The sequence below is a fragment of the Arthrobacter russicus genome (assembly GCF_031454135.1).
Classification (GTDB): domain Bacteria; phylum Actinomycetota; class Actinomycetes; order Actinomycetales; family Micrococcaceae; genus Renibacterium; species Renibacterium russicum.
In genome coordinates this window covers 501,267-522,479 of record NZ_JAVDQF010000001.1, presented here as the reverse complement: position 1 = coordinate 522,479, position 21,213 = coordinate 501,267, and the positions used below count along the sequence as shown (strand labels likewise).

General features: G+C 63.2%; 13 protein-coding genes and 1 pseudogene. 8 read left to right on the top strand and 6 right to left on the bottom strand.

The features are described 5' to 3' along the window. Positions 1-27: 27 nt before the first annotated feature. The 4 genes from JOE69_RS02435 to JOE69_RS02420 form a co-directional block, all read right to left on the bottom strand. A complete protein-coding gene (locus JOE69_RS02435) occupies positions 28-1,230 on the bottom strand; it encodes a GIY-YIG nuclease family protein (RefSeq protein WP_309795790.1) in 1,203 nt (400 codons plus the stop codon). Then, positions 1,227-3,212 carry a DEAD/DEAH box helicase gene (locus JOE69_RS02430; RefSeq protein ID WP_309795788.1) on the bottom strand — a complete coding sequence of 662 codons (1,986 nt, stop codon included), beginning with the start codon at positions 3,210-3,212 and terminating at the stop codon, positions 1,227-1,229. Before JOE69_RS02430 ends, JOE69_RS02435 begins: the two co-directional genes overlap by 4 nt. After that, entirely contained in the window at positions 3,209-5,923 is a 2,715-nt protein-coding gene (locus tag JOE69_RS02425; protein ID WP_309795786.1) for a DNA methyltransferase, read from the bottom strand. Before JOE69_RS02425 ends, JOE69_RS02430 begins: the two co-directional genes overlap by 4 nt. A 243-nt stretch (positions 5,924-6,166) precedes the next feature. Beyond that, positions 6,167-6,580: a hypothetical protein gene (locus JOE69_RS02420; protein WP_309795785.1), complete on the bottom strand. Its 414-nt coding sequence runs from the start codon at positions 6,578-6,580 to the stop codon at positions 6,167-6,169. A 280-nt stretch (positions 6,581-6,860) separates the two neighbouring features. Between JOE69_RS02420 and JOE69_RS02415 the strand changes: the two genes are divergently transcribed. The 3 genes and pseudogenes from JOE69_RS02415 to smc all read left to right on the top strand — a co-directional run bounded on the left by JOE69_RS02415 (position 6,861) and on the right by smc (position 11,441). After that, entirely contained in the window at positions 6,861-7,388 is a 528-nt protein-coding gene (locus JOE69_RS02415) for a hypothetical protein (RefSeq protein WP_309795783.1), read from the top strand. A gap of 182 nt (positions 7,389-7,570) precedes the next feature. Continuing rightward, positions 7,571-7,741: pseudogene (locus tag JOE69_RS02410) on the top strand (bifunctional DNA-formamidopyrimidine glycosylase/DNA-(apurinic or apyrimidinic site) lyase); the annotation flags it as partial. Between the two features lie 88 nt (positions 7,742-7,829). Next, on the top strand, positions 7,830-11,441 hold the full coding sequence (smc, locus tag JOE69_RS02405; RefSeq protein ID WP_309795781.1) for a chromosome segregation protein SMC: 3,612 nt from the start codon (positions 7,830-7,832) through the stop codon (positions 11,439-11,441). A gap of 112 nt (positions 11,442-11,553) precedes the next feature. Here the strand turns inward: smc and JOE69_RS02400 are convergent, their stop codons facing one another. Beyond that, positions 11,554-13,275: a choice-of-anchor G family protein gene (locus JOE69_RS02400; RefSeq protein ID WP_309795778.1), complete on the bottom strand. Its 1,722-nt coding sequence runs from the start codon at positions 13,273-13,275 to the stop codon at positions 11,554-11,556. Positions 13,276-14,056: 781 nt separating this feature from the next. On the opposite strand from JOE69_RS02400, the gene JOE69_RS02395 reads away from it, so the two are divergent. The 4 genes from JOE69_RS02395 to JOE69_RS02380 all read left to right on the top strand — a co-directional run bounded on the left by JOE69_RS02395 (position 14,057) and on the right by JOE69_RS02380 (position 17,938). Next, positions 14,057-14,773 (top strand): LuxR C-terminal-related transcriptional regulator, encoded by a 717-nt coding sequence (locus JOE69_RS02395; RefSeq protein ID WP_309801091.1) that lies wholly within the window; start codon positions 14,057-14,059, stop codon positions 14,771-14,773. 40 nt (positions 14,774-14,813) lie between these two features. Next, positions 14,814-16,001 carry a signal recognition particle-docking protein FtsY gene (gene ftsY / locus JOE69_RS02390; protein ID WP_309795776.1) on the top strand — a complete coding sequence of 396 codons (1,188 nt, stop codon included), beginning with the start codon at positions 14,814-14,816 and terminating at the stop codon, positions 15,999-16,001. A 207-nt stretch (positions 16,002-16,208) separates the two neighbouring features. After that, positions 16,209-17,603 carry an ammonium transporter gene (locus JOE69_RS02385; RefSeq protein WP_309795774.1) on the top strand — a complete coding sequence of 465 codons (1,395 nt, stop codon included), beginning with the start codon at positions 16,209-16,211 and terminating at the stop codon, positions 17,601-17,603. Continuing rightward, complete coding sequence (locus JOE69_RS02380; RefSeq protein ID WP_296363485.1) at positions 17,600-17,938, top strand: P-II family nitrogen regulator; 339 nt, start codon at positions 17,600-17,602, stop codon at positions 17,936-17,938. Before JOE69_RS02385 ends, JOE69_RS02380 begins: the two co-directional genes overlap by 4 nt. A 122-nt stretch (positions 17,939-18,060) precedes the next feature. Here the strand turns inward: JOE69_RS02380 and JOE69_RS02375 are convergent, their stop codons facing one another. Then, positions 18,061-19,488, bottom strand: coding sequence for a glucose-6-phosphate dehydrogenase (locus JOE69_RS02375; RefSeq protein ID WP_309795771.1), 1,428 nt, complete (start codon positions 19,486-19,488; stop codon positions 18,061-18,063). A 137-nt stretch (positions 19,489-19,625) separates the two neighbouring features. Between JOE69_RS02375 and ffh the strand changes: the two genes are divergently transcribed. Beyond that, positions 19,626-21,206: a signal recognition particle protein gene (ffh, locus tag JOE69_RS02370; RefSeq protein ID WP_309795769.1), complete on the top strand. Its 1,581-nt coding sequence runs from the start codon at positions 19,626-19,628 to the stop codon at positions 21,204-21,206. The last annotated feature ends 7 nt before the right edge of the window (positions 21,207-21,213 follow it).

The window sequence follows — 21,213 nt, the reverse complement described above, 5'->3', positions numbered from 1 at the left end:
GCCTGCCCTGGCAACCGACTTGAGGATCTACAGGCCCTTCGCGGTGTTCCTAATCAGCTTCTGATCGGGGGCGTCGTACACGTGGTCCACGATTTCTCCGGAGATGATCAACTCGATCGCCTGGTCGATGACGTTGAGCGGGACTATGAACCATTCCGATGGGTCGTAGTCGCGGCCATTGCGATCGATCTGGGTGATGTCGAGCCGTACTTCGGCGAACACACGGTGCAGGAGATTCTCCAGCGCTGAGGTCCTCAGGTTGTAGACGCTGTAGTTGGCGACCAGGTGGACCGGTGCCATCAGGTACGTCGGCGACTTCTCGGCGTTCTTGATCCGCTTCTCAACGGAGCCTCGCGAGAAGCCGATCTTGTGCAGGTCCTTGATGCCCGCGATCTGTGGGTCGTCGCTCCGGGAGCGGAGCACGTAGATGTAGCCACTGGCCTCGTCGTCGGTGAGGATCTCGGGAATCTCGGTCTGTACGAGGATCTGGCCATCCTCGTCGCTGAGGCGGATCGCCAGGGACTGGCGGTACATCGAGGACTCGGTACCGTTCTCGAAGATGCACCGGAGCCGTTCGCGCTTGTTCTCGCGGACCGTCGATTTCTTGTACTCGGTCTCACCGACCTCGGCGATGAACAGCATCACGCCGTTCAGAACGAAGAACGCCCCCGGGACGATGTGGGTCATGCCGGGGTAGGGCAGGAGCTTGGAGGTACCTGCCCCGAGCTCGGAGTGCTTCTGCTTGAACAGCGGTTCGAACTGCTCGAAGTCCTCCGCCTTGCGGCGGCGAGCCGCGTCCGTGTCGTATACCTGACGACGCACCGGCAGATCAGACACGTCCATCAGTCCCGAGTCATCCCCGAGAAGGTCGAGGTCGTCGCCGTCGAGCAGGTCGTCGATTGAGGCTGGAGGTTCCGGCGTGTCCAGCATCCCGAACTCGTCGAGCGGCTTGAGCGCGGCTACCTTCTCCTCGTTGGCGAGGATCCCGTCCAGACGCGCACCGAGTTTGCGCTCGGCGATCTTTCGCGTTGTGGAGCTCGGGATCCGGCTATGGGTACGACGGAACTCGACAATCTCGAGGAAGGCTCGCTCGAGCCGGTCGGACGAGGCGACCTTCTTCGGTTTCTCCGCTGTATCCAGGAGGCCATCGATGTCGGAGTCGATCAGGACCTGAATATTGACAGCGGGGTAGGAGAGATCCACTGGCCTTACGCTGTCGCTGCTCGTCATGACTTCTCGCCGTTCTGCGCGGCGGGCTTCTCGGAGAGGTGCTGCTGCTTGCGTCTCTGCAGATAGAGCAATGCCTCGGCGTATCGCTTTTCGGAGTGGTCCTCCGAACGCACATCGGGCTTTCGGCCGTTGACCTTGGCCCAATGCTGAATCTTCGGGAACAGGGCGAAGGCCTCTTCGTCGGTGAACTCGATCCGGGTGGCGGTGATCGCGTCGGAGATGATGCGCAGCACCGAAGGGGTGACAGACTTCGACATGACCTCGAAGGCCCGTTGGAACGGGTTGACGGAGTCGATGAGGTTGATGTTGATGTCGTCGATGTTGACGAACTTCTCCGACATCTTGATGAACCGCTTGTCGCCGACCTCGCGGACCTCACCGTTCTTGATCACCGAGTCCACGACGACCTGCTGGCGCAGCTCCTCGACCTGGGACTCGTCAAGGTCGGGGTACCGCTCGCGGATGATCTTCGGGATCAACACCTTGTTCGTTGTCTCCGGGTCCACCGATTCTGCGGCTGCCCTTGCGAAGGTGTCGTCTTGCAGGATCGTTGCCTTGAGGTCGTTCAAGTCGGTTTCTACGATCTGCTTGACCCGGTTGCTGGAGGGCTCTTTGAAGCCCTTGATCGTAATGACGCCCGGTGGGGGAGCGCCGTTCTCGCCTGGGTGCTTGGTCTTGAAGGTGAAGTTCTGCGCCAGCACCTGCTCCATCAGCAGGGAAGCGGTGATGGCCTTGAGCATGTTGTTCACCGACACCTTGACCTCGCCCTGCGAGGCATCCGGCTCGGCGATCAGGTTCGTGAACTGGGCGTGGTCTTTACCAGGGGAGTCCCGGGTGACACGGCCGATGATCTGGATGACCTCGGTCAGTGAGGCACGGTAAGCGACGGTGAGCGCGTGCTCTGCGAAGGGCCAGTCGAACCCTTCCTTGGCCATGCCGAGCGCGACGATGACGTCGACGGCGTCGCGGTCCTTCGATGCGACGGTCGCGAGGTAGTGCAGGGTGTCGGCGCGCTTCTTATGGTCGGTGTCGTCGACGAGGTCGGCCACTCGCAGGATCGCGCCCGTGTCGGAGCGGCGGATGCTGATGATCCCCGTGTCCGGGTCCGTGTCCTCGACCTGGCCGATCGCGTCAATGATGAACCCGACTTCCTCGATCTTGTCCTTAGTGGACTCGCCTGAGTTCACGTTCGGGATGTGGATGATGGTCTTCTTATCGAGCTCGAAGACCTCGCCGATCGCGTCGGTGTAGCGGCCCTGGTAGAAGTGGTGGCCGATGCCGAGTGAGTGCAGGTGCTGGTAGCCGTTGAGCTGGTCGTAGTAGTTGAACGTGACCGGGGTGAACTTGGCCTCGTCGTCGGCGGAGAGCACCGGCACCGAGTCACCGCGGAAGTACGAGCCCGTCATGGCGACAATGTGCACGTCCGAGCCGTTCATGACATCCCGCAACAGCGCGCCGAGTCGGCTGGCCTCTGTGTCGGCGGACACGTGGTGGAACTCGTCGATCGCCAGCACGGTGCCGTTGAAGGCGTCGGGGGAGAGCTTCTCGAAGGCGAACCGCAGCGTTGCGTGAGTGCAGACCAAGATCGCGTCGGGACCGTTAAAGAAGTCGATGAACGCCCCGACCTTGCCTTGTGAGGAGCCGGGGTCGCAGAGGTTGTGCTCGGGCTTGACCTCCCAGTCGGCGAAGAACCCGTGCTCGGTGAGCTTCGTTGAGGCGAACGACGCTCCGATCGATCGTTCAGGTACAGCGACAATGACCTTCTTGCGGTCTTGGTTGTAGAGCTTGTCGAGCCCGACGAACATCAGGGCCCGGGACTTCCCGGAGGCCGGCGGGGCTTTGACCAGCAGGTGCTGCGCATCGCGCTTGGCGAAGACGCGCTGCTGCATCTCGCGCATGCCCAACGTGTCGGTGTTGACCGACGCACCTGTACGGGCGTAGGTCACATCGACGATGTTGACCGGCTTCTTGATCGCGTTCACTTCCGAGCACCCCTCGTCTTCTTCGCTGGAGCCTTGGCAGCCTCCTCGGCAATCATCAACTCATACATAGCGAACAGGTCCGACAGTCTCTGCTCGTCGGTCTCATAGCCGCGCTTGGAGTAGATCGAGTCCACCAGTGCATCGACATCAGAATGCGCCGCCCGCAGGTCAGCAGGCATCCGGTACGGGTCGTACAACTCCGCGAGCGTCTTCTCGCAGTGATACTCGCGCGAATCGAGCACCCGCAGAGCCGCGAGCGTCAGCTGCTCCTTCATCAAATCGCTGAGCGGCGGGACCGGGAAATTATTGTATACGATCGTGTTCGAGTACTGATAGTCCTCGCGCATCCGCCCGCCGACAGATCCAGTCCAAGCGACATGGCTTCTTGACATCAATAGCGCGAGCACCCAGGGGTCGGCGTCGTAAACTGCAAACGCAGATCTGTTTATGATGGAATCGGCGTCTAGATATCCGACCGGAATGTAGTCACGGCGGGACGATGATACCTTCGGCATGATGATCGACTCGGTTGGCTTGTACCGAATCTCGCCAAAACGGTACGGAACCTGCGCCAAAAGCTTCGTCGGGCCTTTTGTGCTCTCTGCTCGTTTGTCCGCCGTCCGTTCGAATCGCGCCCTCAGAGAGGAAATTGTGGCAGCCTCTTGATACCTGTCGTCCGGAACCCAGATGCAGTACCTCTCCTGATCCTTGACCAGCTCGTCAGTGCCTAAAATTCGACGGATGAATGGCTCCGCCTGGGGGTCGTGCGCGAGAAGTGTGGCGCGCTCCTCCGGTTCGAGCATTAGGTAGCCCCAGTCGGTTCCATTTGACCCAGATATCATAGGGGGCAGTTTCGATAGAGGCTTGGAGCGGGGGAGGACGAAGACGTTTCCGCTGTCGACCAGGTAGCCGTTGATGTTTCTTGCCTCGACCCGGAGATCGTCCTGGAATAGGTATTTCGCCGAGGTGTCTACATTTCGGATAGAAACTACGATGACCGTGACTCCAGCGTTGCGCTTGGCGTTGTTCTCCCACTTGAACGGCGTGTACGCATAACCGATCTCGATGCCCCTCTCGAAGATCATAGGGAACATTAGTCCAACCTGCTCGCCCTGCGTGATTGATTTCGTGCTGACGAACGCGGCTTCGGCACGGCTGTCCTCGATGTAGTCAGCGGCCTGCACGAACCACAGTGATACGTAGTCAAGTTTCTTCGAGAATCGGCGTGCCCCGAACACGGGCGCGAAGTCAGCCTTCTGCTCTTTGGTCTGTTCTTTGACTCCCGCATACGGCGGGTTGCCGATCAGGTAGACCTCGCTGCCGTCGTTGGGGCAGACGTCGTTCCAGTCGACGCGGGTCGCGTTGCCGGCGTGGATCTGTCCCGTCTCCTTGAGCGGGATCAGCGGGATCGAGACGTTGAATTTTTCCTTGAACTCGGTGTTCATCTGGTGTTTGGCGATCCACAGGGAGAGGATTGCAACCTCGACAGCGAAGTCGTCGATCTCGATACCGTAGAAGTTTTCGACGTTGATCTTTGCTTCGGCGAAGAGGACCTGGTGCTTGGGGTCGAGCTCGGCGAGGCGCTCGAGGATCGCGTGCTCGAGCTTGCGCAGCTCCTTGTACGCGATGACCAGGAAGTTTCCCGACCCACATGCTGGGTCGAAGACCTTGATTGCGCCGATCCTCTCCAGCAGTCGCTCGAGCTTCTTGACGGTGTCGAACCCTGCGTCGAACTGGTGCTTGAGGTCGTCGAGGAAGAGCGGCTCGATGGTTTTGAGAATGTTCGGTACCGAGGTGTAGTGCTGGCCGAGATCGGAACGCTTGCCTGGGGTGACGATCGCTTGGAACATCGACCCGAAGATGTCCGGGTTGATCTGGCTCCAGTCAAGGGTGCCCAATGCGATCAGCAGATCCCGCGCGGACTTCGTGAACCCCGGCACCGTGTGGTCCGGATCGATCCGAAAAAGCCTGCCGTTGACGTAGGGGAACGAGGCCAAGTAGGTGGGCTTCGACTCACCGTCCTGAGTGTCCAATACCTCGAACAGAGCAGTGAGGAACTCCTTGGTGTCCGACCCGTCGCGCTGGGTGTGCGACCCGACCGCGTTCGTGAACTGACCTTCGTCGAAGATCCCCGTGTCCTCGGCGAAGAAGCAGAACAACAGACGGGTGAAGAAGACGTTCAGTGAGTGCCGGCCGGTCGGACGCTCAAGAAGGCCGGGGTTGGCGGCGAGCAGAGCGTCGAAGAGCTTGCCCATGCGTTCGGCCGCCTTGACATCGGCGTGAGCCTCCGCGACGTACTGCGCCTTCTCCATGCCGGCCCAAGGCAGGAAGAAGGCGAAATGCTGGTCGATGTCCCGGATAGGGATCATCACGTTCTCGCCGGTCTTGGTGTCGACGGCGAGGAGGTCGGCGTAGTCGGTGACGATCACGAAGCGGGTGTTGTACCGCACCACGGTCGGAGCGGTCCTGAGCTCGTCGATGACGGCTAGGGGGTCGCCTGTGGTCTCCTTGAAATAGACGACGTTCTTCTGCGCAACCTCGGTCTCGGGGTCATCCGCAACATTCAGCGAGCCCTTGCGCAGCCGTGTGACGTTGCCTTGCGGCTTACCGTATGCCAGGAGGAGTTCGAAGATGAACTCACGGTTGTAGGAGTCTCGCCCTCCCAACGGCGCGACCCGCTCCTCGACAGCCTTGAGGTTGAGCCTTGCCAACGGTGGTCTCCTCTCGTCGGCCTGTTCGACCGCCCGCCTGACATGCTATCTGATCCATGCAGCCTAAATGGTCGTCGTCTGAACCGAGGTCAAATACGCCGCCCGACCTGTCGAGTCGTTGGCAGATTGGTCAGTGGAAGTATGGACAAGTACGCACGACAGGGCTAGCCCGAAGTGCCTACCACCGTGACTTGCTCGTCGCCTCGAGAGGTGATGCAGGTGTCGCTCAGCGGGCGGACACGATCAGCACGCCCGTCCCGAGCGGGAACAGGGCAATGTGAACGGTGCGATCGGCCATGAGGCCCAGGTCGCTCGTGTCGGCACGTAGGCCGTCTTGAACCTCCTCCACTGCGTTGATGCCGGCGCTCCGTCCGGGAGTGGATCCTCGGCGTCGACCGGGTTAAGCGTGAACAGCGGCACGTTCCGGCTCGACCGCGCGACCGTGTTGTACAGGCGGCGGCCACGGTCAACCTCGTCAACGTCGCCGCCAGCCGTGCCAAGCGGCGCCTTTACGTCATTGGCGACCAGCCCGCCTGGGCCAAGCACAACTACTTCAACCAGCTTGCCGCAGCCCTCGACGAGCACCCTAGATATCGACAAGGAGAGTAAGCTGACGGTGGGACACACCACCGACTGCGAGACCGCGAAGACGTACACCTGTGTATGTCCTTGCGGAGGGGCACGGCATGGCGCAATTCTGATCAGGGGTATCGTCACCTCTGACCCGGCAGTTCAGGTCGAGGCCAAAAATTGGGCTGCGCCGCTGGACTCGTTTGCCGGCGAATACCCGGGCGATAACGATTAAGGACCGAGTCGCCGATCGCCGTCCCGCGGTAACAGGAATCATCAGCGAACTGGCGTCACTCTCATCGAGCGGGCTCGCGCCGACGACGAGATTGACGCCATCGGAGCACTGGACCACCAGATCTCCGACGAGATGGGCGAGGAGATCGAGCGACATCTCGCTGGCGGCGGGCCCGACCATGGCACCGCCCGGCACCTCTGGTGCGTCGTCCTTGCGACAATCTGCCGCCTTTACGACCACGGATTCAATCTCGTCAGCGGGACGCGTGACGATCTCGTCGAGACCATTATGAAGAGCCTGCGAGATGGCATCTCGACCGACAGGGGAGAGCAGAGCCAATCTCGGGACATCTACCAGAACAGGCACCGGATCGTCGCGGCGTTCGAAGTCGCCGAGTATGCGTTTCTGGAGGCAATGATCAAGAAGGCGATTCACACAGTCATGACAGCCGCCAAGGTGATCGGCGAAGAAGCTGTGTTCAAGTACCTTCGCCTGATTGGAGCGATCACGTGCCCCGATCCAGATAGGCACCCTGACGTCGTCAAGCACTGCCTGTGGTCTCTCCTGTCCAGGCCGTTCAAGGAGATGCTCGAAGACTCCATCGCGAACGAGATGTGCACATGGTTGCGCAACGCCTACCCTGTGGTTCCCGCTCATTGAGGATGCAACCTCCGTGGCGCGACTCACGAGGTATCAAGGCTTCGACGCTTGGTCAGCCGGGAATGTGGCCCGGTGTGTAGGCATACGTCTACGTCACTCCGAACCTGTGTTGGCGCCTCGCAAATCTGCGAGTCGACTGATGACTCGGCTCGCGAGTGAGTAAATGTCATAGACGTATCGAGTCCGGCTACTTCGAACGCTCGCTCAACGTCTACGGCCGGGAAGGCCAGCCCTGCTACCGCTGTCAGGACAACGGGCTGCTGACCCTGATCCGCCGGGAGCCGTTCATGAACCGGTCCTCGTACCTGTGCCCGGTGTGCCAGCCGAGGCCGCGCAGCAGCCGGAAAGCGTAGAAATCCTGCAGATTCCGCCGCGCAGCGCGTAGATTTGGGGGATAGCCCGCCACCCGTCCGCTGGGACCCTGCCAGAAAGAGCCCATCCGTGCATCTGAAAAGCCTCACGATCCGGGGCTTCAAATCGTTCGCCTCGGCGACGACCTTCGACTTCGAACCCGGGGTGACCGCCGTCGTCGGCCCCAATGGTTCCGGCAAGTCCAATGTCGTGGATGCCCTCGCCTGGGTGATGGGCGAGCAGGGCGCCAAGACCCTGCGCGGCGGAAAAATGGAAGACGTGATCTTCGCCGGCACCAGCGGCCGGCCACCACTGGGCCGGGCGCAGGTTTCGCTGACCATCGACAACGCCGACGGTGCCCTGCCGATCGACTACAGCGAAGTCACCATCTCCCGGACGCTGTTCCGCACCGGCGGCAGCGAGTATGCGATTAACGGCGAGAGCGCCCGGCTGCTGGACATCCAGGAGTTGCTCTCCGACTCCGGTCTGGGCCGGGAAATGCACGTGATCGTGGGCCAAGGCCAACTCGACAAGGTTTTGCATGCGACTCCGGAGGACCGCCGCGGCTTCATCGAAGAAGCCGCCGGAATCCTCAAGCACCGGCGGCGCAAGGAAAAGACCCTGCGCAAACTCGAAGCGATGCAGGCGAACCTGACCAGGCTGGGCGATCTGACCACGGAAATCCGGCGGCAGCTGACACCGCTGGGCAAGCAAGCCGAAGTCGCCCGCCGGGCGCAAAGCGTGCAATTCGACGTACGGGATGCCCGGGCCCGGCTGCTCGCCGACGATCTGGTCCAACTCAGGGGTTCGCTGGAGCAGGAAGTCGCCGACGAAACCGCCTTGAAGGCCCGCCGCGCCGAAGTCGAGGCGATTCTGGAATCCGGGCGGCAGCGGCAGGCCGAACTCGAGCAGCTCGCGGCGCAGGCCACGCCGTTGCTCAACGCTGCCCGGGACACCTGGTACCAGCTCTCCTCGCAACGCGAGCGGCTCCGGTCGTTGGGAAACCTGGCCGCGGAGCGGCGCCGGCTGTTGGGCAGTGCCGACGTCGCGGTGGATTCCGGCCGGGATCCGGAACGGCTGGAGAAGCAGGCCGCGGCGGTCCGCGCCGAACAAGCGGAGTTGGAACGCGCCCTGGCGGACAGCCGGAGCGCGTTGGAGACCGCGATCGGCAGCCGGAGCGAAGCCGAAGCGGCGGCCCGGGCCGAAGAGCAGCGGCTGACCGCGATTCTGCGCGCCACGGCGGATCGGCGCGAGGGCCTGGCCAAACTCGCCGGCCAGGTGGGTGCGGCGCGATCCCGGGTCGAAGCCGCCGAAGCCGAGTTGGGCCGGTTGCGCGAGACCGAAACCGCGGGCGAGCAGCGCCGGCTGGCGGCGCAACAGGAATTCACCGCGCTGGAATCGCAGATCGCCGGAGTGGAAGAGGGCGAAGAGTCGCTCGACGCCGACTACGAGGACGCCAGCGAGGCGTTGGCCGCTCTGGACGAGCAGATCGAAACTCTGAAGCAGGCCAAGCAGGACGCGGAACGGGAACGGGATTCCTGGGTGGCCCGGCGGGACGCGCTCCGGGTTGGTCTGGAACGCAAAGACGGCACTGAGCAGTTGCTGTCGGCTTCACGGGCCGGCGTGCTGGGCCCGGTCTCCAGTTTGATCACGGTGGCTGCCGGATACGAGACCGCGATCGCGGCAGCCTTGGGCCCGCTGGCCGATGCGGTGGCCGTGGCCGGGCTGTTGGCCGCAGTGGAGACCCTGGATTGGGCCAAAGCGGACGACGTCGGGCGCTTGGAACTGCTGCTGGCCGCCCCGGCGGCAGGCAAGTCCAAAGCCGCAAATCCGGCAGGCAAAGCGGCCAGAACGGCTGCCGCAGCCCTGGACTCGGCCAAAGCCGCCGTCGATGTGGTCACCGCCGAGCCGGGGATCGCCGAGCCGATTGCGGCGGCCCTGGCCGAGGTGGTTCTCGTGGCGGATTTGGCCCAGGCCCGCGGCGTGATCGAGCAGGATGCCGGCCTGACCGCAGTGACCCAGGCCGGCGAGGTGTTCACCGCCTTCGCGGCGCGGGGCGGGTCGGCGTCGGCGCCGTCGCAGCTGGAACTGCTGGCCGCCGTGGACGAGGCGGAACAGCGGATCGCGGTGTTGACCGCGGAGGCCGAACGCCATACCTTCGAACTCGCCGGTGCCGGCTCCCGGCGACTCGAAGCTGCTGCGGCCAGCGATGCGGCCTTGGAACGATTGCACGAATCCGATGCCCGGATGGCCGCGGTCGCGGAACGGCTCGGACACCTCGGCACCACCTTGCGCTCCGCGGTAGGGGAGAGCGAGCGGATTGCGAAAGCCACGGAGACCGCGAAGCAGAGCATCGAACGGGAACAGGCCGCACTGGTGGAGATTTCCGCCCGATTGCAGGCGGCGCAGGACACGCCCGCGGACGAGGAACCGTCCACCGAGCTGCGCGACGAACTGGCCGCGGCCGCAGTGGCAGCCCGTTCCGCCGAAATGGAAGCCAGGCTCGCGTTGCGCAGCGGCGAGGAACAACTCTCCAGTACCGCGAACCGCGCGGCATCCCTGGAGCGGGCGGCCGCCACGGAACGCCAAGCCCGGGCCCAGGCGGCCGAGCGGGCGAAACTGCGGCAGTTCCAAGCCCGCAAAGCCGCAGCGGTGGCCAGCGCGGTCGGCATTGCGATCCACTACGCCGACGTCTCCGTGGACTTGGCCGGCCGGGAACGCGACGCCGCCGAAGAGCTGCGCGCCAGCCGGGACGCTGAGCTGTCCCGGGTCCGGGCGGACAATGAGGCAGCAGCGGCCGAGCTGGCCGAATTGACCGATACCGTGCACCGGGACGAACTTGCCCGTACCCAGCAGCGGTTGCGGATCGAAGCCCTGGAGAACCGTTCGATCGAAGAGCTGGGGCTCACCGCCGAGCATTTGGTGACCGAGTACGGTCCGGACACGCTGGTGCCTCTGGGTCCGGGGGAGGTCACGGACAAATGGGCGGCGCTCCGGGTCCCGGTGGACGAGGACGGCAACGCGATCCGGGAAGGGATCCCGTTCGTCCGCGAAGAGCAGGAGAAGCGGTTGCGGCGGGCGGAACGCGACCTGTCCGCCCTCGGCAAGGTCAACCCGCTGGCCCTGGAAGAATTCGCCGCCTTGGAGGAGCGCCACCAGTTCCTGGCTAGCCAATTGGAGGATCTCAAGTCCAGCCGCAAGGACCTGCTGGACATCATCCGCGAGGTGGATGAGCGGGTGGAACAAGTCTTCACCGCTGCTTATGCCGATACCGCGGTGCAATTCGAACGGGTTTTCGGCAGGTTGTTCCCCGGCGGCGAGGGCCGTCTGGTGCTGACCGACCCGGAAGATATGCTGACCACCGGAATCGAAGTCGAAGCCCGGCCGGCCGGCAAGAAGATCAAACGGCTGTCCCTGCTTTCCGGCGGTGAGCGCTCGCTCACCGCGGTGGCTTTGCTGGTGGCGATTTTCAAGGCCCGGCCTTCGCCGTTCTACGTCATGGACGAGGTCGAGGCGGCGCTCGACGACACCAACCTGGGCCGGCTGATCACGATTTTCGAGGAGCTGCGCGAGTCGAGCCAGCTGATCGTGATCACGCACCAGAAACGGACCATGGAAGTCGCCGATGCCTTGTACGGGGTGACCATGCGCGGCGACGGGGTTTCCACGGTGATCAGTCAGCGGTTGACCGCCGAAGTCTGAGCAGCACTTTCCATTCAGGACCTTTGTTGCACCGGAGTACCGGAAGCAGCTCTCACTAGCCACCTCCGGCACTCCGGTCAGATCAAATGTTGTTGTTGGAAGCCCGGCTCGGTCAGAGCACCGTGATGCTGACCGTCGGATCCACCGGGATGTTGGTATTGCTGCCGTGCCCGGTGATCACAGCGGTTCCGGTCGGGTAGTCGGCGGGCACGGTCAGGTCCACCGGCTCGATCGTGCCGGAGGCATCGGCTTCGGTGCTCACGGTGGTTGCAGGTTGGCCGTTGGCGGCCGCCAGAGTGAGCGTGACGATGTCATTGGGTGCGAACCCGGTGCCGGACAATGTGGTCGTCCCGCCCCGGGGCACACTGGCCGGTGCTGCCGAAATGACCGGTTTGTAGACCGGAGTCACGGTGCCGAGCACCGTGGAGTTGGCCAGGTTCACCGTTGCCAGCTGCACTCCCGGCAGACCCAGACCGATCTGCAGGGCCCGCACGGTGAACGGCTGGTTCGGTGTGGGCGTGGTCGGCTGGACGTTGACATGGATGGAAGCGATCTGGTCCAACAGGTTCACCACCGGCTGCACCACGTTCACGGTCAAACCGTCGATCACCGATTGCAGGCCGCCCAGCACGGTGCCGAGCAAATTCCCCTTGAGCAACTCCAGGGCCGGTTTCAAGGTCCCGGAAACCAAACCGCCCACGGCGCCGAGCACGAAGCCGAGCAGCGGGTTGTTGCTGGTGATCAGCGGCTTGCCGTCCAGGATCCCCTGGAAGGAGACATCGGCATTCAAACTGATGCCCAGGGCGGAAACATTGCCGATGATCCGGGTCTGCGCGAACAGCGTGTTGACGGCGTGCTGCACGGTCGAGTTGACCACGCCGATCAGCGTTTGGGTGAGCGCGGTCGTGATCGCCGCACCGACCAACGGGCCGCTCAGGGCCGGGCTGTTCGGCGGCAGGTCATTCAGGTCGATCGAGGGGTTGTTGCTGGAGAGGATCTTCTTGACGTCGATCACGACCTCGCCGGTGGCCAGGTTCACCGTGATTCCGCGGTCGATGCCGCCGGTCAACGGGCCGGTCGGCAGCAATTGGCCGAGGTCCGCGGGCAGCTGGACGTCCAGGTTCACCGAGACCAGGCCCAGCAGATCGATTTTGAGCGCTTTGACCAGGTTCTGGATCCCGGTCAGCAGGTCCTTGACCGGGCCGCCGAGCAATCCCGACTTGACTCCGGTGTAGAGGTTGCCGACCAGGGGGCTGGTCACCTGGGCTTTCAGCCCGTCGACCAGATACTTGCTCTTGACCGTACCGGAAATCTGCTCGGCATAGGAGGCCAATGCACCGGTCTCGATCCGGGCCTTGGACAGCACCGAGGTGGCGACCGGGCCGATGGCGTTCAGGATCGGACCGAGGTCCACATGGGCGTCAGCGACGCCGGTGGTCCCGGCCGGCGGCGGGTTGATCCCGATGCCGCCTTGGTTCCCGGCCGCACCGGCCGCTGCTTTGGCATCGCCGTTCGGTTCGGCCTGGGAGTATTGCGACACGGCGCCGAGCTGGATGATGCCGGTGTTGCCGAACAAGTTGAGGTTGTTCAGCAGCGGGCCGAGTTTGATCGGCAGCGCATTGAGCAACTCGGCGTCGATCTTGTTGTTGGCGCCGTACGGGCCGGGGCCGTTCGGATGGTTCGCGAAGGAACCGTAAATGGAAGCAATGGTATCCAAATCGAAACCGAGGACCTGGCCGCTGAGGAATTTTCCCTGGCTTTCCGAAATGGTATTCGCCGCGTGTGCCGGGGTAATCGGCAAAACGACCAATGCGGCGGCCGCCACGGTTGCCACGGACCCGCTGAACCACTTTTTCCCACTGGATTTTGTTCTGTGTCTTGAACTGAGGAATGGCAAAGTTATTCCCTTCAATTGTTTTCTGAATTTTGACCGACTCGGTCAATTCCAGTTTTTCATCCGCGGACAGCGAGTCCCATATCCAGCCGGGTAGGACCGCGCCGCCGAACGGTCATCGTTGGACAGGGTCGCCGGGGAACTGTCGGGATATCCGGTTCGAAGGCCGCCGAATCGCCTTGGAGCGGCACCGATCAGCTAATCGGAATGGCCGATCAGGGCTGGTTTTCGGCCGGGGGAAGCGCTATAGGCGGACTCCGCAGATGGTCGGCCGCCGGTTGCCGGGTGGATCACGGCATCCGGTTGCCGGGCGCCACGGCGTGCCGGAGTCCGCCGGAGGCCCGTTCGACACGGTGCGGCAGGGTTGCTGCACCGGCGCCGTCGGGAAAGCGAGCGGTGGGTCGAGTGGCCGACCCGGCGTCGGCCGGGGTGACTTTTTGCCGTGGATGACCGTTCAATGCGGCGCTCGGCTGCCAAAGGCGCAGCCACTTCTCAGAGATTCGCCAGGTACTCGGGGTAAGCATACCTAGTTGGATAACGAAGGCTAGTCGAATGGACACCTGGGAACCCTTGCGCTAACTGTTAGTCTCGACTCATTACGAGTTCATAACCATCCGGTGAAACGGATGAATTAGCCAGTAGGCTTAGTGATGATCAATCTGTCGGCATTGGGGCTGAGTGGTAAGGAGGGGTCGTGAGTCTTCAAGCAGCCCCTAAAGTCATGCAAGCACGGGCAAAAGCAACTCCGGTTTCGACGGAGGCGCTTACTGAGACTGGGCCGATCAAGGTCCATATAGCCGGTGGTGACTTTTTGACCAGGCTCGGTCTGGCCCAATTGTTTGCAACTGCCGGGTTCATCGAAGTCAGCGGAATTAGCCGTACCGAAACCGAAGCGATTCGCCGGGTCCAAAATGACCATCCGGATATCGCTGTGGTGGACACGGAAATCGGTGTCGAGGCCTGTGCCGCAATATTGCGGGCGATCAAGCTCTCCGGGTCCCGGACCAAAGTGGTGGTGTTGTCTTCGGTGGAAGCTCTGGACAGCATGGACGCGATGATCGAGGCCGGTGCCAGCAGTTTCCTGGACAAACGCTCAATGCTCGAAGACATCGCGTCGATCGTCCGGATCGTCAGCGCCGGTGGTGTGGTCTTTGCCTCCAAGCCGCAACTGAGCCGGACCGCAGCGACCCGTCGTTTGGGCAATCCGCAATTCGAACGGTTCCAAACGCTGAACATCCGGGACCGCAGAATCGTCCGGGCCATCGCCAACGGCCTGACCAATGCGCAGATCGGGCACCTGCTGCACATCAGCGAGGCTACCGTGAAAGCACACCTGGCGCAGATCATGCGCAGCGTAGGCATCGACAACCGAGTTCAACTGGCGGTCGCGGCGGATAACGCCGGAGTGCTCGAAGAGGAAGAAACCGAGGGTTCCTAGCCAGGTCCAGCCGACTCCGGGCCTATGAGAAGCTAGATGCGTGAATGACATCTGGCTTCTGATTCTGTATATCGTCGTGGGCTTGGCCGTGATCGGCTCGCTGCTCGCGGTCTTCATCAAGACCTCGCGCAGCCGTGGCAATTATTCCGGACCGCGGGACGCCAACGACCCGGCGCCCGGTGCGGCGCCGGGCGCGGATGCCGGAGGCGCAGTGGATCTCGCCGAGCGGCCGGTGGTGCTCGATGTCCCGGATGAAGGCCTGGTAGTCCTGCCCGGAGGCGACGCGCCGGTCCTGGAACAACCGGAACCGGCAGCCGGCCGCTTGCAGCGTTTGCGGGCCAGGCTCTCGAAGTCGAACAATGCCCTGGGCAAGGGACTGCTGGCGCTGCTCGCCAGCGACAAGATCGATGAAGCCGTCTGGGAAGAGATCGAAGAAACCCTGCTGTTGGCGGACATCGGCACCGAACCGAGCCTTGAGCTGGTCGAAATCCTGCGCGAACGCGTCAAGATCATGGGCAGCCGGAAACCGGATGAAGTCCGCGCGATGTTGCGCGAAGAACTGGTGAAGTTGGTGGATCCCGGGATGGACCGGTCGCTGGCCGTCTCCCGGCAGGGCGAACTCCCGGCGATCGTCCTGGTTGTCGGCGTCAACGGTGTCGGCAAAACCACCACGGTGGGCAAGCTGGCCCGCGTGCTGGTCGCCGAGGACAAAGACGTCCTGCTCGGCGCTGCGGACACGTTCCGGGCCGCCGCAGCGGAACAGCTCGCCACTTGGGGCGCCCGGGTAGGCGTCCCGACGATCAAGTCCGACGTGGACGGGGCGGATCCGGCATCGGTAGCCTTCGAAGCGGTGAAAACCGGAATCGAGCAGGAAGTCGACGTCGTGATGGTGGACACCGCGGGCCGGCTGCAGAACAAAGTCGGCCTGATGGACGAGCTCGGCAAGGTCAAACGGGTCATCGAGAAGCTCGCTGCGGTCGGCGAGGTGCTGCTGGTCCTGGACGCCACGACCGGGCAGAACGGGCTCAACCAGGCCAAAGTGTTCGCCGAGGTCGTGGACATCACCGGAATCGTGTTGACCAAGCTCGACGGCACCGCCAAGGGCGGCATCGTGGTCGCGATCCAGAAGAGCCTGGGGGTCCCGGTTAAGCTGGTCGGCTTGGGCGAGGGGGCCGACGACCTGGCACCGTTCGACGTCGAGCAATTCGTGGACGCGATCCTGAACTGAGCCTGGCAACAGCCGGTGAATTTACCTGGCCGAAACATGGGCGTGACTCAGCATTTACGCTCGGTCCGGGCTTGTAACCTGCGCGCAATCTAGAACGTGCCGAGCCGAAACACGCTTTCGCGAGACTCGTTTGCAACAGTGGCGCCGCCTTCGTGCGGCGTAGGCAATCACTGACGCATCGGACGGGAAAGTGGGGCTGACGTATCCATGAACGCAGGGGATACCGCGTGGGTGCTGGTTTCGGCAGCGCTTGTGCTTTTGATGACACCCGGATTGGCGTTCTTCTACGGGGGGATGACGCGATCCAAAGGTGTTTTGAACATGATGATGATGAGCTTCGGGGCGATCGCCCTGGTCGCTGTGCTCTGGGTGCTGTTCGGCTATTCGGCGGCCTTCGGCACCGACCTGGCTGGCGGTCTGCTGGGCAATCCCTTTGAGAAGTTCGGACTCAACGGAGTTCTGGAGACCGGAGAGAACGCGCCATTAGTGGGCACGATTCCGGAGATCGCCTTCGTCGGATTCCAAGCGGTGTTCGCGATCATCACGGTTGCGCTGATTTCCGGAGCGATTGCGGATCGCGCGAAATTCGGCGCCTGGATGCTGTTTGCCGGGATTTGGGTCACCGTGGTCTATTTCCCGGTGGCGCACTGGGTCTTCGACTTCAACGAGGACGCCAACGGCAATCCGATCGGCGGCTGGATCGGCCAAGGCCTGGGAGCTATCGACTTCGCCGGTGGTACCGCGGTGCACATCAATGCCGGCGCTGCGGCACTGGCTCTGGCGCTGGTCTTGGGTAAGCGCTTGGGCTTCGGCAAGGATCCGAGCCACCGACCGCACAATCTGCCCTTCGTGATGTTGGGCGCCGGATTGCTCTGGTTCGGCTGGTTCGGCTTCAATGCCGGTTCGGCGCTGGCCGCTAACGCCACCGCCGGGTACGCCTGGATCAACACTTTGGCCGCCCCGGCGGCTGCGACCCTGGGCTGGCTGATCGTGGAGAAGCTGCGCGATGGGCACGCGACCTCGCTGGGTGCCGCCTCCGGTGCGGTGGCCGGGCTGGTCGCGATCACCCCGGCTGCGGTGGCGATCACTCCGGCCTGGTCGATTGGCCTCGGCTTGCTCGCCGGTGCGGTCTGTGCTTTGGCGGTCGGATTGAAATACAAACTCGGCTATGACGACTCGCTCGACGTGGTCGGCGTGCACCTGGTCGGCGGTTTGATCGGAACCCTGTTCATCGGGTTCGCTGCGAACCCGGAATCGCCGGCGGGCGGCACCGGGCTGTTCTACGGCGGTGGATTGGAATTGCTCGGCAAGCAAGCGATCAGCTCACTCGCGGTGATGCTCTATTCATTCGTGGTGGCCTTCATCGTCGGCTGGATCATCAACAAGACCATGGGCTTCCGGGTTTCCGAAGAGCACGAGGTCACCGGCATCGATGTCTCGGTGCACGCTGAATCCGCCTACGAGTTCGGTGGGCGGGTGGGCAGTGCATTCCACCCGCTGGCGGAAGCAGTGCGCTCCCGGCAGACGGAACCAGCACCTGCGGAAAAGCCGGACGGAAAACCAGAGGGACCAGGCGACGGGAAGATTAGGGTGGAAGCATGAAACTCATTACGGCGATCATCCGCCCGGAGAAGTTCGACGACGTTCGCGGGGCCTTGGAGAGTTACGGAGTCCAAGGACTAACCGTGAGCGCGGCCAACGGGTACGGCCGGCAACGTGGGCATACCGAGGTCTACCGTGGCGCCGAATACGTGGTCGACCTCTTGCCCAAAGTCCGGATCGAAGTCTTGGCCACCGACGAGCAAGTGGACGACATCGTGGACGTGATCATCTCCAGCTCGAACACCGGACGGGCCGGCGACGGGAAGGTCTGGACCGTGGACGTCCATGAAGCGGTCCGGGTGCGCACCGGAGAACGCGGCACTGCGGCAGTCTGAGCCGAGCGCCGTCGTCGTTCCCGCTCTCAGATAGCAAAACGACTTTGGGATAGCCGGATGCGTGTCATCTGGCTATCCCAAAGTCGTTTCACTATCCGATTCAGTCGTTTCACTGTCCCGATTCAGCGGATCCGGGTTGCCGAGTGGTCGTTGCTCGTAGGCCAATCGGCCGGGCCGGAGCTGCCCGCCGGGTACTCTTCCATCGGGACCTTCCCGGCGTGCCAGGCGTCGAGGGTAGGCTCGACGATTTGCCAGCAGAGTTCTGCGGTGTCGCCGCGCACCGAAAGCAACGGATCGCCGTTGAGCACCCCGTCCAGTACTTCGCCATAGGGCAGCAACGAATCCCCGGCGAGCTCTGCCTCGAGCCGTACCCGGTTCAGGGTGAACAAATCGCCCGGGCCATTGACGTCCAGATCGAGCTGCAAGGTGTCCGGACCGAAGCCGATGTGCAGTTTGGTCGGTGAATCGGTGCCGCGGAACCCTGTGGGCAAATGCGGAACCGACTTGTAGGTGATCACCGCTTCTTTGCGGGACCGGCCCAGCGATTTCCCGGAGCGCAGGATGAACGGCACGCCGGCCCAACGCCAGTTGGCAATCGAGACTTCGACCTCGGCCAAGGTTTCGGTGTTGTTCTTGGCCTCGACGCCGGCTTCGGCCAGGTAATCCGGCACCTTCCGTCGACCGATTTTTCCCGCGGTGTAGCGGGCCCGGCGGCTCTTGGCCGGGGCGGCGGTGCTGGCGCGCAGCACTGTGGCGATCCCGTCGCGGACGTCCTGCTCGCCCAGCGTGGCGGGCGGTTCCATGGCCACCAGTGCCATGATCTGCAGCAGATGGCTCTGGATCATGTCGCGCAGCGCTCCGGCCCGGTCGTAATAACCGGCGCGGTTCTCCAAGGTCAGGTCTTCGTCGAAGATGATTTCGACTTGCTGGATGTGGTCGGAATTCCAGAGCGGTTCGAGCAGCCGATTGGCGAAGCGCAGACCGAGGATGTTGAAGACCGTGGACTTGCCGAGGAAATGGTCTACCCGGTGGATGTGCGATTCCGGGACCAAAGCGGCGAGGGTTGCATTGAGTTGATGCGCCGAAGCGGCCGACGAGCCGAATGGTTTCTCCATCACGAGCCTGGTTCCGGCTGGCAGGTCGGCCGCGGTCAGGAGCTCGCAGGCGCGCTGGCTGACCGCCGGCGGCAAGGCGAAGTAGATCGCGACCGGGCCGGTCAAGCTGGCCAGCAGTGCGGCCAGTTCGCCCTCGGCGGTCACGTCCAGCTGGTGGTAAGCGGTGGTCTTGGCCACCTTCGCGAGTGCGGCCCGGCCGCTGGCGTTGCAGCCCTCGGCTGCAGCCCCGAAGACCCGGTCGACCCGTTGCTGCCAACTCTCTTGAGGGTTTTGGCTGCCGCCGGCGCCGATCAGGGTCAGTCCCTTGGCCCGGCCGGCCGCGATCAGGCGGGCGACACCAGGCAGCAGAAGCCTGCCGGTGAGGTCGCCCGAGGCGCCTAGAATGAGAAGCGTCCGGATGGTCGAGTGCTGGCTGTCCTGTACTTTTTGGCTCACCGACCCAGCATGTCATTTTCTGCTCCGGATTGGCAGGGATCGTTCTTCCCGGCCGGTTCGTTGGGCTTGGTATCCTTGGTAGTTGGTCCGACCAAAGTTTCAGATTTCTTTAGCCCCTTGTCGAAAGATAACCTCTGGTGTTCAATTCTCTCTCTGACCGGTTAGCCGCGACTTTCAAGAATCTGCGCGGCAAAGGCCGGCTTTCCGAGGCTGATGTCGATGCGACGGTGCGCGAGATCCGCCGTGCCCTGCTCGACGCCGACGTCGCTGTGCCAGTGGTGCGCGAATTCACCGGCAAAGTCCGGGAGCGTGCCCTCGGTGCCGAGGTCAATGCCGCGCTGAATCCAGCGCAGCAGATCGTCAAGATCGTCAACGAGGAACTGGTGGAGATCCTCGGCGGGCAGACCCGGCGGATCCGCTTGGCGAAGAACCCGCCGACCGTGATCATGCTGGCCGGCCTGCAGGGTGCCGGCAAGACCACGCTGGCGGGCAAGCTTTCCAAATGGCTCAAGGGCCAGGGGCATTCGCCGTTGCTGGTGGCGGCGGATTTGCAGCGGCCGAACGCGGTCAAGCAGCTCCAGGTCAATGGCGAGCGGGCCGGGGTCCCGGTGTTCGCGCCGGATCCCGGAGTCTCCTCCGAGTTCGAAGCTGCGACCGGTGATCCGGTGGCGGTAGCCCAGGCCGGCCTCGCCGAGGCGCGCAGCAAGCTGCACGACGTCGTGATCGTCGATACGGCCGGCCGCCTCGGCGTCGACGCGGAATTGATGCAGCAGGCTGCGGACATCCGGGCTGCGATCTCGCCGGACGAAGTGCTCTTCGTGATCGATGCGATGATCGGCCAGGATGCCGTGGCCACCGCTCAGGCCTTCGACGAGGGCGTGAACTTCACCGGCATCGTGCTCTCCAAGCTCGACGGCGATGCCCGCGGCGGTGCGGCGCTTTCCGTGGCCACGGTCACCGGAAAACCGGTGATGTTCGCCTCGACCGGTGAATCCTTGGACGATTTCGAGGTCTTCCACCCGGACCGGATGGCTTCGCGGATCCTGGACATGGGCGATGTGCTCACGCTCATCGAGCAGGCCGAAAAGAACTGGGACAAGGACGAAGCCGCCCGGATGGCGAAGAAGTTCGCCGACCAGGAAGACTTCACGCTGGAAGACTTCCTGGCCCAGATGAACCAGATCCGCAACATGGGCTCGATGAAGAAGATGCTCATGATGATGCCGGGTGCGCAGAATATTCGCCAGCAGCTTGAGCAATTCGATGAGCGGGAAATCGATCGCGTCGAAGCGATCGTCCGCTCGATGACGCCGCACGAGCGCGTTGCGCCGAAGATCATCAACGGCTCGCGCCGGGCGCGCATCGCCCGGGGCTCGGGGGTGCACGTCTCCGAGGTCAACGGCCTGCTGGAACGCTTCGGCCAGGCGCAGAAGATGATGAAGAAGATGGCTTCCGGCGGCGGCATTCCCGGAATGCCGGGGATGCCCGGCCCTGGCGGGTTCGGCGGCGCCCGCAAGAGCGGCAAAAATGCGCCGAAGAAAAAAGCCCGCTCCGGGAACCCGGCTAAGGCCGCGCAGCAGCTGCGCGAGGCCGAGGAGAAACGCGCCGGGAAGAATGCCGCAGCCCCCACTGGCGCAGCCTTCGGTGCGCAGAACCAGGATTTCGATCCTTCGGCGATGAATCTTCCCAAGGGCTTCGAGAAGTTCCTCGGCAAATAAGGACAGG